Below are 13,267 nucleotides of genomic sequence, written 5' to 3' on the forward strand. Positions count from 1 at the left end.
TTTTATTTTTGTTGATAAGCTACAGCAGTCTGTTTACTTGTACCTAAACCTTCAATTCCTAATTCGATTACGTCGCCTGCTTTAATGTAAATTGGATCTGGTTTGATTCCTAAACCAACTCCTGGAGGCGTTCCTGTACTGATAACATCGCCAGGAAGCAGGGTCATAAACTGACTTAAGTAATGTAATAAAAACGGAATTTTAAAAATCAAGTTTGAAGTGTTACTGTTTTGGAATGTTTTTCCGTTTACAGTTAACCACATTTTAAGATTGTTTACATCACCAATTTCGTCTGGAGTCGCCATAATTGGTCCAAGAGGAGCGAAAGTATCAGAACCTTTTCCTTTTGCCCATTGTCCGCCACGCTCGATTTGGAATGCTCTTTCGCTGTAATCGTTCAAAAGACAGTATCCAGCGATATAATTTGGTGCATCTTCTTCAGAAACATAGCTGGCTTTTTTACCTACGACAAATGCCAATTCTACTTCCCAGTCTGTTTTTTCGCTGTTTTTTGGGATAATCAAATTGTCATTTGGCCCGCATAAAGAAGTTGTAGATTTAAAGAAAATAATTGGTTCTTCTGGAATTGCAGCGCCAGTTTCTTCACAGTGATCTACATAATTTAATCCGATGCAGATAATTTTTGAAGGACGCGCAACCGGCGAACCTAAACGTACTGAATCGCTTACTTCTGGTAAAGATGGATTGTTTTTTAAAGCTTCTTCTAATTTTGCTAATCCGTCATTTTCAAAAAAAGCTTCGTTATAATCTGTTACGATAGACGAAACATCATATCTTTTATCATTTAGTAAAACCCCTGGTTTTTCTTTTCCTTCTTCTCCAAATCTAATAAGTTTCATAATCTTTAATTTTTTAGTAAAGTGTTTTTTCTGCCACGAATTCACGAATTTTTATAAATCATAATTTGTGAAATTCGCAGTTATTTTTTTGACGCAAATTTCACAGATTTTTTAATCCTTTTAATTCGTGAATTCGTGGCTATTTTTTCGGACAAATTTGAACTCTTTAATCTGTGGCTATTTCTTTTCTTAGTTGTTTAATTTAATAAAACCTCCATCAATTGGGTAATCAGAACCTGTGATGAAAGAAGATTCGTCGCTGCATAAAAACAAAGCGAGCGTTGCAATTTCTTCTGGTTTCCCCATGCGTCCGATTGGTTGTGACTGAGATAATTTTTCGAAGATTTCTTCTTCTTTTCCAGGATAATTTTTAGAAATAAATCCGTCTACGAAAGGGGTATGAACTCGCGCAGGAGAAATAGAATTACATCTGATTTTATCATTCAAATAATCTTTTGCTACTGATAAAGTCATCGCCATAACCGCTCCTTTTGCAGTAGAATAAGCAAAACGATCCGGAATTCCAACCCAGCAGGCAATAGAAGCCAAGTTTAAAATTACACCTCCGCCAGAACTTCTAAGCGCAGGAATCGATGCGTGAAGACAGTTGTAAACTCCCTTTACGTTTACATTCATAATACGGTCAAAATCAGATTCTGGAGTTGTGTCTACTTTTCCAACGTGAGCAATTCCTGCATTGTTTACCAGAATATGAATATTTCCGATTTTTTCGAAAGTTGATTTCACCTGTTCGTGGTTTGAAACGTCGCAGGCGTGAGCAAAAACATTTCCGCCGTTTGATTTTATTTCTGCAACCGTTTCTTTTGCGCTTTCTTCAGTTAATTCTAAAATATGAACTTCAGCTCCTTGTTTAGCAAATAAAACCGAAATCGCTCTTCCAATTCCGCTTCCACCGCCCGTGATAATTGCTTTTTTATTTTGTAATGAAAACATTTGATATAAATTTTTATGAGTTGTTTTTAATAGTCTTTTACAAAGATACGCCGCGTTTCCACGGAATAAAATCGTCTTGGTTTAATTGCACTGCTTTCGGAATAATTTCGCCGCTTGCCGCTTTGATGCAGTATTCTAAAATTTCCTCGCCCATTTCTTCAATAGATTTTTCACCACTAATGATTGGTCCGCAGTCAATATCGATAATATCTTTCATTCTGGTTGCTAGAACAGAGTTTGTTGCCACTTTAATTACAGGACAAACTGGGTTTCCAGTCGGAGTTCCCAACCCTGTAGTAAATAAAATTAAAGTTGCTCCAGAAGCCGCTTTTCCAGTTGTTGCTTCCACATCATTTCCTGGTGTACAAACTAAACTCAATCCTGGTTTTGTAACCAATTCGGTATAATCTAAAACGTCAACAACAGGAGAAGTTCCGCCTTTTTTAGCCGCTCCGGCACTTTTGATAGCATCTGTAATTAATCCGTCTTTGATGTTTCCTGGTGACGGATTCATGTGGAAACCAGAACCCACTTTATGAGCCAGTTCATCGTAAGATTCCATTAAATCTATGAATTTTTTGGCTTTATCTTCCGTAATACATCTGTCAATTAAATTCTGTTCAGCTCCACATAATTCTGGGAATTCGGCCAAAAGAATTTTTCCGCCTAAAGCTACTACTAAATCAGAAGTATAACCCACAGCAGGATTTGCAGAAACTCCGCTGAAACCATCGCTTCCGCCACATTTTACACCAATGCATAAATCGCTCAAAGGCGCATCGGTTCTTTCATATTGGTTGATTTCAATTAAACCTTCAAAAGTCTTTTTAATGGCATTAGTAATCAAAACTTCTTCGCTTTCTGTCTGCTGCTGTTCAAAAATAAACAAAGGTTTGTCAAATTCTGGGTTTTGTCTTTTTACGTCGTTTACAAAATCCTGAACTTGTAAATGCTGGCATCCTAAACTCAAAAGCGTGATTCCACCAACGTTTGGATGATTGGCATAAGAAGCCAATAAAGCGCTTAAAGTAGAAGCATCCTGACGCGTTCCACCGCAGCCGCCTTGGTGATTTAAGAATTTAATTCCGTCCACATTTTCAAAAACACGTTTGTTTTTCGGAGTCGGATTTAATTCAATATTAATATCGTTGATGTCATTTCCGTTCAAATAACCTTCCAGTAATTCGTGCGTAAATTGATTGTATTTGTCTGTTACAGCATAACCTAATTGCTTGTGCAACGCCTCTTTGATAACGTCAAGATTTCTGTTTTCACAAAAAACTGTCGGAACAAAAAGCCAGTAATTGGCAGTTCCAACACGTCCGTCTTTTCTTTTATAACCTTTAAAAGTTCTGTTTTCAAATTTAGAAACATCAGGGGCATTCCATTCGTAAGAAGCGTTTCTGTAAGCGTAAGGATCTGCGGCGTGTTTTAAGTTTTCGGTCGTCATTAAACTTCCTTTTGCCACATCACATTGTACTTTTCCGACCAAAACACCGTACATGTTTACTTCTTCTCCCTGCTTCATGTCCTGCATGTAGAATTTATGTTTGGCTTTGATGAGGTCTTGTAAAACGTAAGGTTCGTTTTCAAAAAGAATGGTTTCTCCTTTTGGTAAGTCGGTTAAAGCTACCAGAACATTATCGTCTGGGTGCAGTTTTACGACTAATTTTTTAGTTGTATCAAGCATTGTCTTGTTGTTTTTTTTCTTTTTTGTGTTGTCGTTTGCTGTAGTTAGGGAAGAAGTTAAGCACTTTGATTTCACTAAAATTTGGGCAGTAAACGAAAAATAAAATTAGTTTTTTTAGCCTTTTGTTATTAGTCTAATATTATCCGTGTATAATCTTTAATTATCTTTGCAGAATGAAATTGGAACAAACCAAAATAGCGTCTTATCTCAATACAAAAGTTTCGGTATTAAATCGTGTTGAGCCTTTTTTTCAGGCGCCCTTTCATTCGCATCCAGAATTGGAATTGGTGTATGTAAAAGAGAGTTACGGCAAGCGAATTATTGGAAATTCGGTAATGCCATTTGAACCTGGAGATATGGTTTTTTTAGGTTCGGATATTCCGCACGTTTGGCTGAATGATGAGAAATATTATCAAGGAATTGAAGATTTGAAGGCGAATTCGATTGTTGTATATTTTCATAAAGATATTTTTGGACCGACTTTTTACGAATTAAAAGAAACGCAAAAAATCAATGAACTCTTTTTTCAGGCTGGAAAAGGGATTTCGATTATCGGAAAAACCAATAAGCAGATTGCTAAAAAATTGGAGAAGTTAGTTTCAAAAAAAGACTTTGAGGTAATTGTCGGACTTTTTGAGATTTTGTCTATTCTTTCAGAAAGTCAGGATACAATCTATATCAATGACGAAATTTATTCTTTGATGCAGAAAGATTCAAAAGTAGATCGTCTTTCAGAAGTTTTTCAATATGTGAATAAAAATTATAAGAAGAATATTTCCTTAGAAGAAATTGCCGCTGTTGCGAATATGACTCGGACTTCTTTCTGCAGAATGTTTCGAGTTAAAACGAAGAAAAACTTTGTGGATTATCTGCACGAAATCAGAATCTCGAATGCCTGTAAATTGTTGCTGGAAACCGATAAAAGTATGTCTGAAATTGCGTATGAATGCGGTTATAAAACCGCTTCAAATTTTAATAAACTTTTCAAAAAAGTTAAAGGAATGACGCCATCTGATTTTAAAAATAATGCGAAGATGAGTTTTGCCACTCCCGATAGCTATCGGGATTAAAGATTAAAAGGATTTGAATTAAAATCTGCTCAATCTGCCAAATCTGCGTGAGACAAAAAATAGCCACGAATTCACGAATTATTCTTTGACAATCTTTGAGAATAAATTTGTGAATTCGTGGCTAAAAAAAATTAAATAGATCGATCTAAATGAGTGTAACCACCATCAACATAAATGATCTGTCCAGTGGTATGACTTGATTTTTCAGACAGCAAGAAAACCACCATGTTAGCAATTTCTTCTGCTGTTGTCATTCTGTTTTCTAGCGGAATATTTTTTGTAATTGCGGCTAATTTTTCTTCTTTATTTTCAAAAGTATTAATCCACGTTTCATAAAGCGGCGTGTAACATTCAGCTACAATTACAGCGTTTACACGAATGCTGTATTTTAATAATTCAACTGCCCATTCTCTGGTTAAAGCATTTCTTCCTCCGTTTGAAGCAGCGTAAGCTGAGGTTCCGCCTTGACCTGTTTCGGCAGTTTTAGAACCAATGTTTACAATGGCTCCTTTCGATTCTTTCAAATACGGAAGCGCATGCTGTGCCATTAAATAATAATGCACTAAATTTTTGTGAAGAGAAGCAGCGAAATCTTCATAATTTCCGTTCTCTAATCCTACACCGTCATTAACTCCGGCATTATTTACAAGCCCGTCAATTCGGCCAAATTTTGCGATTACGGTGTCAACGGCTTTTTTGCAGTCTTCAGGTTTTGTCAAATCGGCGGCAACTTGATGCGCTTCTTTTCCAATGGCTTTTAATTCTTCTACGGCTTTGATGTTGTCATTTTCGTTACGTCCAACGATAAACGGAATTGCATTTTCTTCGGCTAGAACTTTAACGATTCCTAAACCGATTCCTTTTGCGCCTCCAGTAACGATAATGATTTTTTGGGTTAATGATAACTGCATGATTTTTATTTATTATAATTTAAAGACTCTATAAAGGTATAGCAAATGTATTTCAAACCTATAGAATCATAGTTCTAACTTTATCTAAAAAGATATCTCATTTATCTAGTTTGAATATTTTTTGTTTCAATTTAGATTTAGTTTCTTACTCTTTTTATTTATTTCTAAAACTGATATTTATATGTATTAGGTTTATTTTTAAAAATTTACAGCTGTTGTTCAGATAAACAACAGCTGTAAAAATAGAGAGAATAGAACTGATAATTTATTACCAGAACTTAACATAAAGAGCCACAATAATCAGTAATGTAATTACTATTAAGACCGTAGTCTGTGGCTGTACTTTGAACATTCCAGGTTCTGTCTCGAATGCTTTTGGGTTTACTTTTGGACCAGCGAAACTTATCACAATCATGGCAATCATTGTAAATAAGAATGACAATCCCATACAAATATGGAACGGAATTTCGAAAGCTCCTTTTCCGTTATTATAAGCAGTATATAAAAGTGTATCATTTCCAAATAAAGCTGGAGCATATTCGTTGAATAAAACAGATAATAAGAATCCTAAAATTACTCCCACGATTGCAGCTGTTCCAGTAGTTCTTTTCCAGAACATACCTAAGAAGAACATCGCGAAAACTCCTGGACTAATAAATCCAGTATATTTTTGGATGTATGTAAATCCTCCAACTCCACCAATTCCTAAAACGTCATTCCAAGTAAATAGAACCGCTAAAAGCATGGCAGCAAAAACGGCAAGTCTACCAATGTTTACCTGTTGTTTTTCGCCAGCATCTTTCTGGATGTATTTTTTATGAATGTCTAAGGTATAAATTGTAGAAATACTGTTTACTTTTCCAGCTAAAGATGCTACAATTGCAGCAGTAAGTGCGGCAACAGAAAGACCTTTTAATCCTGTTGGAAGGAAAGTCAATACAGCAGAATAAGCTCCGTCTTTTCCTCCAACTAATTGTGGCAAATGCCCGTTTGTGTATAAAACATAAGCAGCAATACCAGGAAGCATTACGATAAGTGGCATTAATAATTTTAGCATACCCGCAAATAAGATTCCTGTACGAGCGGTTTGTAAATCTGCTCCAAGTGCTCTTTGTGTAATGTATTGGTTACATCCCCAATAGTTTAAGTTGATGATCCAGATGCCAGCTGCATAAGATAACAATCCAGGGAAAGTTAAATATTTATCGATTTCAAGTTGAGATGATGCTGCAGTTGGTTTTGGAATAATCATTTTGAAATGCTCCGGCGCTTCTTTCATTAAAACTTTGAAACCTGCAATTGCATTTTCGCCAACACCAAAATACTGCCCAACAGTAGTCAAAGCGATGTAAGAAGTTACCAAACCTCCAATGATTAAAACCGCAACCTGAATAACGTCTGTATAAGCTACAACTTTCATTCCTCCAAGAGAAATAAATAAAGCAAATACAGCCAAACCGATCATAATAGCGTGAAGATACTGACCTCCCGCAAGACCATTAATAGCAACTGCTCCCAAATAAAGAATAGAAGTTAAGTTTACAAAAACATACAAAAACAGCCAGAAAACTGCCATAATCAATGCAGTAGATTCGTTGTAACGTGTTTTTAAGAATTGTGGCATCGTGTAAATCTTGTTTTTAAGATAAACAGGAATAAACCATACAGCGACAATAATAAGTGCAATAGCGGCAAGCCATTCGTAAGCAGCAACAGCGATTCCTAAGAAGAATCCTTCACCGCTCATTCCGATGAATTGTTCTGCAGAGATATTAGAAGCAATAAGAGAAGCTCCAATTGCCCACCAAGTTAAATTTCCTTCAGCCAAAAAGTAAGCTTTAGCATCTTGTTCGTCTTGTTTACGTTTGCGGTAAACGGTGTAACCGTAGACCGAGACTACGATAAAATAAATAATAAAAACCGCATAGTCTGCGAAAGCGAGGTTTTGGTTCATTGTTAGTAGTATTTTAAATAATTATTATAGGGTTGTTTGTTTATGTGGTTTTAAATCAGTTTTTGTGTTGTCAAATCTTGTTAAAAATGCAAGATGTGTTTTATTTCTGTTATTTTTTTGCGAAAATAAAGCAGAAGCCAAATGTAAAATAAAAATTTAGAAATCAACTATTAGTAAATGTGTTTTTTACATTTATTCAATAGGAATTGTGTTAAATTTTTAGTTTTGGATTAAGTGCAACACGAAACCGTTAAGCTTTTACTAGGCTTTTGTAATGTACATCTGAAAGCTGTCTCAAAATTTCGGCGCTTTTTTCGGGTGTAATATCGCGCTGTGATTCGCCCAACATTTCATATCCAACCATAAATTTCTTTACCGTTGCAGATCTCAACAAAGGCGGATAAAAATGCATGTGGAAATGCCATTCTGGATGGATTAAACCATCTGTTGGCGATTGGTGAATGCCTGACGAATATGGAAATGAAGTATTAAATAAATTATCATACTTCGTTGTAAGTTGCTTTAAGATTTTCGCGAAAGCGGTACTTTCAGCTGCTGTAAAATTGGTGATTTTGTTTACAGCTCTTTTGCTGATAATCATGGTTTCATACGGCCAGATTGCCCAAAACGGAACTAATGCCACAAAATGATCATTTTCGATTACAATGCGATCGCCAGCTTTCAATTCGGCCTTTACGTAATCTTCTAACAATGTTGTCTGATTTTTATCGTAGTACGATTTTAAGCTATTTTGTGTTTTTTCAACCTGAGTTGGTAGAGAAGATTGTGCCCAAATTTGGCCATGCGGATGCGGGTTGCTGCAGCCCATAACACTTCCTTTGTTTTCAAAAATCTGAACGTGGTTGATGAATTTAATATTTCCTAAATCGGTATATTCTTTCTGCCAAGTTCTAATGATGTTTTCAATATCTCCAATTTCCATTTCTGGAAGAGTCAGATCGTGTCTTGGCGAAAAGCAAACCACTCTTGAAATTCCCTGTTCTGGTTTTGCCTTAAAAAAAGTATGTTTGATATCGTCTTCAAAAATGATTTCGTCCTGTTTCATGGCTGCAAAATCATTTTCAAAAACAAAACTGCTTTCGTATTGCGGATTATTCATTCCGTTGGCACGAACATTTCCAGGACACAAGTAACAAGTTGGGTCGTATTTAGGAAGTTCTTCTGTAGAAATAGTTTCATTTTGTCCTTGCCAAGGGCGTTTTGCACGGTGAGGTGAAACCAAGACCCATTCGTTAATTAATGGGTTGAAGCGTCTGTGCGGATCTTCGTTAATGTCAAAATTTTTCATTGTACAGTTGTGGTTTTAAAGTAGCGTTGTTCCGTTAGAGATTTTTACATCATAGAATTTTAATTCAATTCCAAATGTATCTAAATAAAGTTTAGAGAACTTACGCTTTACCTCATTTTCATTTCCTTTTTTAACTAAATTGATAGTGCAGCCTCCAAAACCGCCTCCCATAAGTCGGGAACCAATAATGGCATCATCTTCTTTTGCGGTATCAACAAGCATGTCTAATTCTTCGCAGCTTACCTCGTATTCTTTAGATAAGCCATCATGTGTTTCAAAAAGCAGTTCTCCTAAAAGTTCTATATTTCCTTGGTCTAAAGCTTCGCAAGCTTTGATAACACGATTGATTTCTTTTACAACAAAATGAACTCTGTCAAAAACTTTTTCAGTCATCTTATCCTTTAAGCTCAAAACTTGTTCTACAGAAGAATCTCTGAAACTTTTTACTTCTGGGAAGTGATTTTTTATGATAGATAAACCTTCCTCGCATTCAATTCTTCTCGTATTATATTCTGATGTAAAAAGTGAATGTTTTACATTAGAATCAAATAAAATTAGAGAATAATCTTTGAAGTCGGCATTGTGATATTCAAAATCTAAAGTGTTGCAATCTAATTTGATCACTTTATTTTCAAGACCGTGAACGCTTGAAAACTGATCCATAATTCCGCAGTTGATACCAACCCAGTGTTCTGCTTTTTGCCCTAATAATGAAATGTCTTTTTTCTCAATTTTTAAATCAAAAAGAGATTTGATTCCGAAAATCATTCCGCATTCCAAAGCTGCAGAAGAAGACAATCCAGAACCAACCGGAATATTACTGCTGAAAACACAGTTAAAACCATCAAACGAAAATCCGTTATCTTGCAATTGTTTGATTACGCCACGAATGTAATTGGTCCAGACCACATCGCTCAGTTTTACTTCCTGAGTTAAATCGATTTCAAATTCTTCATTCAAATCGATGGCAATTATTTTAGAAGTTTGAGTATTGTTTTTTTCAAAAGCAAAGCAAATCACTTTGTCAATTGCAGCAGGCAAAACATAACCGTCATTGTAGTCAATATGTTCTCCAATGATGTTGATTCTGCCTGGAGAAAGTACCGTTTTTTGAGGAGAAGACCCGAAGGATTTCTCAAAAAAAGCAACGGTATTTTGTATTAAAATATCATTCATTATAGTTGTTGTAATTGTGGTATTGTGTAAATAGTTAGTTTAAAGTTTCAAATTTGTAAAGTGTTTTTTGAGTGTATTCTTCCCCCTTTTTCAAAACAGCATTTGGAAAATGAGCATGATTTGGTGCATCTGGGAAATTCTGCGTTTCAAAACAAATTCCGCTTTGGGCATTGTAATCAACGTTTTCTTTTCCTTTCAGTTTTCCGAAACAATTTCCGCCTACATATATATGTACACTTGGCTGATCGGTATAAACATTCATTCTTAGGTTATTTTTTAAGCTGATTAATTGCGCTACGATTTCAGTTTTAGAATTCACTACAAAAGAATTGTCAATTGGAAACGGACAGCTTTTTGGGTTTCTAAAGTCAAAATCATGATTGCTTAAGTCGGTAAAATTTCCTGTTGGAATATTGTCAGAATTGGTCTCCAGCATTTTAGCCGATTTGATAAACATTTGCTGTTCTAAAACATTTCCGTCATGTCCATCAAGGTTAAAATAACTATGATGCGTCAAATTGATGATGGTATCTTCTGTTGAGGTTGCTCTGTATTCTAACTTCAATTCATTTTCTTCAGTCAAAGTATAAGTTAAATAAACCGTCATTTCGCCAGGAAAATTTTCGTCCAAATGGGCACTCAAAAGGGCAAAAGTAATAGAAGGATTTTCGCCAGAAGTTGCATTAACTACATTCCATGCTTTTCTTCCAAATCCCATTACTCCTCCATGAAGCGTGTTGCCGTTGTTGTTTCTATCTAGCTGAAACTTTTTATCATCAAGGCTAAAAGTTGCATTATGAATACGACCTGCATAACGGCCCACAGTAGTTCCGAAATAAGGAGCGCTTGGCAAATTATAGGATTCTAAATACGATTCTAAATTATCAAAGCCTAATACAACATCTGTTAGTTTTCCGTTTACCGGAATTTGGATTGAAGTTACAGTTGCTCCATAATTGATGATCTGAACCTTCATTCCAGTTTTATTAACCAGATCAAAAGAATAAATTTCTTCCTTATTCGGCATTAAACCAAATAATTTGCAATTATGAGTCTCTTTTAAATGCGATATGTGTTTTATTTCCATAAAAATTTTACCAAAAATGAAATCCAAAAATAGAAACATTTATTATTTTTGCATACCAGTACCTACCAGTTTTTGTTATTTATAGTCAAAATGACTTTTATTATGAACATTATTTCAATTCAAAATAACATCGGTCTGCCAAAATATAAGCAGATTATTCTTTCAATCGAAAAAGCGATTGAAGAAGGAAATTTGATTAAAGGCGATAGGCTTCCATCGGTAAATAAAGTCTGTCTGGCTTTTTCTTTATCTCGTGATACGGTCTTGCTGGCGTATGACGAATTGAAGAAAAGAGGAATCATTTACGCTATTCCAGGAAAGGGATATTACGTTAAAAGCGTTGAAATCACTATAACTCAGAAGGTTTTTTTACTTTTTGATGAGTTGAATATTTTCAAAGAAGATATTTATAATTCATTTTTAAAAAACATCGGAAAAAATGTTCAGGTCGATATTTTTTTCCACCACTTTAATGTTCAGGTTTTCAAAAAGCTGATAAATGACAGCAACGGAAATTATACAAAATACATTATTATGCCGACGAACTTAAACGATATCGTCGATTCTATAAAAACCCTACCAGTAAGCGACGTAATTATTTTGGATCAGACCAATTCAGATTTAAAAATGTTTCCTGCAATTTATCAAAATCACCAAAAAGATATTTTTGAAGGTTTGATGAAAGGCAAATCGCGATTATCAAAATACAAGAAACTGATTTTAATTTTCCCAGGTTTTAGAGAACCTCCAGGAATGAAATTAGGATTTGAATCGTTTTGCCAGACTTATGGTTTGGATTATGAAATTATTTCAGATTTTAGCAATCAATCTATTGCGTTGGGAGATTTATATATTATACCGCATGATCGTGACTTGCTCTTGGTTATAGAAAATGCAATGAGCAGAAATTTAAAATTGGGAGAAGATTTCGGAATTATATCGTACAATGAAACTCCATTGAAGAAAATTGCCGCAAACGGAATTACCACTATTTCAACCAATTTTGAGTTGATGGGAAAAATTCTGGCAGATATGGTTTTGAAAGGAACAAAAGAGCAGATCGAAAATAGATCTGCTCTTATATTACGTAACTCTTTATAAGCTATTGGTGTAAATTATAAATTGAGTACAAAATTATTTAGTAGTTTTTCTTCATATTTCTCTTTGTTGAAGGTATATAAGTAAGAACCTTTTCGAGAAGACTGCATGTCTTTTTCTTCTAGTTTATTTAGAATTTCCAGAGAATTTATTTTACTGATGAAATTTCTTTTGTCCAATTCTTTGCTCAAAATAGCTTCGTACAGTTCTAAAAGCTGGCGCATTGTGAATTTCTCAGGAAGCAATTCAAAGCCAATTGGTTTTACAGAAGTTTTGTATCGAAGCCTCTTAATAGCATTTTGAACCATTTCGTTATGGTCAAAAATTAAGTTTGGAGCGTCGTTAATCGGGAACCATTCAGCGTGGTAATTCTGGATCAATTCTGCATTGTGGTTTTCGATATTAATTAAAGCAAAGTAAGAAACCGAAATGGTTCTTTCTACAGGGTCACGATCAATTTCACTGTAAGCATAAAGTTGCTCCATATAAATATCGTTAAGACCTGTATAGGTATTTAAGATTCTAGTTGCGGCAGCATCTAAAACTTCATCACGTTTTAGAAAACCTCCAATTAAGGACCATTTCCCTTTTTCAGGCTCAAAATCTCTTTGAATCAAAAGGATTTTCAGACCATCATTGTCGAATCCGAAAATGATGCAGTCTACTGCCAGTAAAACTTTATCAGCAGAGCTATAACTATTTAGCATATATAATTAATTTGGATGGGTAAATATATGAACTTCTTAAAACGTATCATAATTTATTAATGTAGATTTTACACTTACATAATTAACTATTCAAATGTATAGTTAAAAAAGTTACTTTTTAGATAAAAATAACATACAAATCCTCTTTTTAAGATTTTTTTAAGAAAAAAACAGGACAGTCAAGGATAGTTTTTTGCAAAAATTGGTTCTGTTTAGACAAAAACACTAAAAAATAAACAATCTTTTACCTACAAAATAGTCTTTTTTATGAATTCAAAACATTAAAAAACAGATTATTTATGCTTTTTTTTCTCCCCTTCTTTTTTTGATTAAAAACCTTCTTTTTCATTAAAAGTGTATTTTTTACACAATTAAAATCAACAAAACAGCAGTTTTTTTGAAAAAACCTTGAATTTTTAAATGTTAATTTGACACTTAATTTGCGATATGT

General features: G+C 34.5%; 11 protein-coding genes. 2 read left to right on the plus strand and 9 right to left on the minus strand.

Annotation, left to right across the window (positions count from 1 at the left end; genetic code table 11):
- Positions 1–2: 2 nt before the first annotated feature.
- The 3 genes from M0M44_RS05740 to M0M44_RS05750 all read right to left on the minus strand — a co-directional run bounded on the left by M0M44_RS05740 (position 3) and on the right by M0M44_RS05750 (position 3,504).
- Entirely contained in the window at positions 3–860 is an 858-nt protein-coding gene (locus M0M44_RS05740) for a fumarylacetoacetate hydrolase family protein (RefSeq protein WP_248728911.1), read from the minus strand.
- Between the two features lie 189 nt (positions 861–1,049).
- Positions 1,050–1,814 (minus strand): SDR family NAD(P)-dependent oxidoreductase, encoded by a 765-nt coding sequence (locus M0M44_RS05745; protein ID WP_248728912.1) that lies wholly within the window; start codon positions 1,812–1,814, stop codon positions 1,050–1,052.
- Positions 1,815–1,851: 37 nt separating this feature from the next.
- On the minus strand, positions 1,852–3,504 hold the full coding sequence (locus tag M0M44_RS05750) for a UxaA family hydrolase (protein ID WP_248728913.1): 1,653 nt from the start codon (positions 3,502–3,504) through the stop codon (positions 1,852–1,854).
- A 173-nt stretch (positions 3,505–3,677) separates the two neighbouring features.
- Here M0M44_RS05750 and M0M44_RS05755 point away from each other — a divergent pair, with 173 nt between their 5' ends.
- The gene (locus M0M44_RS05755; RefSeq protein WP_248728914.1) at positions 3,678–4,574 is read left to right on the plus strand and encodes an AraC family transcriptional regulator; all 897 of its coding nucleotides are present in this window, start codon (positions 3,678–3,680) and stop codon (positions 4,572–4,574) included.
- 131 nt (positions 4,575–4,705) lie between these two features.
- On the opposite strand, the gene M0M44_RS05760 is transcribed toward M0M44_RS05755, so the two are convergent.
- From M0M44_RS05760 to M0M44_RS05780, 5 genes are all read right to left on the minus strand, one after another.
- Entirely contained in the window at positions 4,706–5,485 is a 780-nt protein-coding gene (locus tag M0M44_RS05760; protein WP_248728915.1) for an SDR family oxidoreductase, read from the minus strand.
- Positions 5,486–5,753: 268 nt separating this feature from the next.
- Positions 5,754–7,439, minus strand: a complete 1,686-nt coding sequence (locus M0M44_RS05765; RefSeq protein ID WP_248728916.1) for a sodium/sugar symporter — start codon at positions 7,437–7,439, stop codon at positions 5,754–5,756.
- A gap of 250 nt (positions 7,440–7,689) precedes the next feature.
- Entirely contained in the window at positions 7,690–8,748 is a 1,059-nt protein-coding gene (locus M0M44_RS05770) for a UDP-glucose--hexose-1-phosphate uridylyltransferase (protein ID WP_248728917.1), read from the minus strand.
- Between the two features lie 15 nt (positions 8,749–8,763).
- Positions 8,764–9,924: a galactokinase gene (gene galK / locus M0M44_RS05775; protein ID WP_248728918.1), complete on the minus strand. Its 1,161-nt coding sequence runs from the start codon at positions 9,922–9,924 to the stop codon at positions 8,764–8,766.
- 34 nt (positions 9,925–9,958) lie between these two features.
- Positions 9,959–11,011, minus strand: a complete 1,053-nt coding sequence (locus M0M44_RS05780; protein ID WP_248728919.1) for an aldose epimerase family protein — start codon at positions 11,009–11,011, stop codon at positions 9,959–9,961.
- Positions 11,012–11,113: 102 nt separating this feature from the next.
- Here M0M44_RS05780 and M0M44_RS05785 point away from each other — a divergent pair, with 102 nt between their 5' ends.
- The gene (locus M0M44_RS05785; protein WP_248728920.1) at positions 11,114–12,112 is read left to right on the plus strand and encodes a GntR family transcriptional regulator; all 999 of its coding nucleotides are present in this window, start codon (positions 11,114–11,116) and stop codon (positions 12,110–12,112) included.
- Positions 12,113–12,126: 14 nt separating this feature from the next.
- Here the strand turns inward: M0M44_RS05785 and M0M44_RS05790 are convergent, their stop codons facing one another.
- Positions 12,127–12,816 (minus strand): NUDIX hydrolase, encoded by a 690-nt coding sequence (locus tag M0M44_RS05790; RefSeq protein ID WP_248728921.1) that lies wholly within the window; start codon positions 12,814–12,816, stop codon positions 12,127–12,129.
- Positions 12,817–13,267 lie beyond the last annotated feature (451 nt).

The organism is Flavobacterium humidisoli, assembly GCF_023272795.1.
In the GTDB taxonomy this organism is placed as follows: Bacteria; Bacteroidota; Bacteroidia; order Flavobacteriales; family Flavobacteriaceae; genus Flavobacterium; species Flavobacterium humidisoli.